General features: G+C 71.8%; 1 protein-coding gene and 1 pseudogene. Both read left to right on the top strand.

Translation table 11 applies throughout. The features are described 5' to 3' along the window. Positions 1 to 225: pseudogene (locus tag AC5RUJ_RS17065) on the top strand (helix-turn-helix transcriptional regulator); the annotation flags it as partial. Between the two features lie 78 nt (positions 226 to 303). Continuing rightward, positions 304 to 1,047, top strand: a 744-nt coding sequence (locus AC5RUJ_RS17060; RefSeq protein WP_494156341.1) for a cysteine desulfurase family protein, incomplete at its 3' end; no start/stop codon positions are given.

The following is a 1,047-nucleotide window of genomic DNA, read 5'->3' as shown; positions in this document are numbered from 1 at the left end:
GCGGAAGCCCTCGCCGCGGCGGGCTACCGGCCGCTGCCGGACGCGGCCGGTTTCGCGCTGGGGAACTGCCCGTTCCACTTGCTGGCCCGCAGCCACACGGAAACGGTATGCGGCCTGAACCTCGCCCTGCTGCAAGGGATGCTGGCCGGCTGCGCGGACCAGTCCCACGGCGTCGCCGCGGATCCGGACGGGCCGTTCTGCTGCGCCAGGATCAACCGGCGCTGAACCGCCTGCGGGCTTCGAGCCTCCCGGGGCCGGGCGACGGGCTGAAACCAGGCGCACCGGGGCATGTAAAATATTGGCGTGCCCGTGTACCTTGACCACGCGGCGACCACGCCCCTTGTGGCGCAGGCCCTGGCCGCACTCACCCATGAACTCAGCCGCAGCGGAAACCCCTCCTCGCTGCACGGTTCCGGCCGGCGTGCCCGCAGGGTGGTCGAGGACGCCCGCGAGACCATCGCCGCCGCGGCCGGGGCGCATCCGTCCGAGGTGATTTTCACGTCCGGCGGTACCGAAGCCGACAATCTTGCCGTCAAGGGCCTGTATTGGTCCCGGCGCGACGCCGACCCCCGGCGGCGGCGGATCCTGTGTTCGCCGGTGGAGCACCATGCCGTGCTCGACACGGTGGAATGGCTGGCGAAGCATGAGGGCGCCGAGGCGGTCTGGCTGCCGGTCGACGCCCACGGCGTGGTCTCCGTCGAGGCCCTGCGGCGGGAAATCGAAGCCGACCCCGCGGCCGTGGCGTTGGTCACCGTCATGTGGGCCAACAACGAGGTCGGCAGCGTCCAGCCGATGGCAGAAATAGTCGCCGCCGCGCAGCCGCACGGCATCCCGGTCCACTCGGACGCCGTCCAGGCGTTCGGCCACCTGCGGGTGGATTTCAAGGCCTCCGGGCTGGACACCCTCGCCATCAGCGGGCACAAGATCGGCGGCCCGGTGGGGGTCGGTGCGCTGCTGGTCGGCCGGGACGTGAAGCTGACGCCCGTCCAGCACGGCGGCGGCCAGGAACGCGACATCCGGTCGGGCACCCTGGACACCCCGGCGATC

The organism is Arthrobacter sp. Y3223164 (assembly GCF_059091005.1).
The sequence above is the reverse complement of the archived record's forward strand: the minus strand, read 5'-3'. Positions and strand labels throughout refer to the sequence as shown.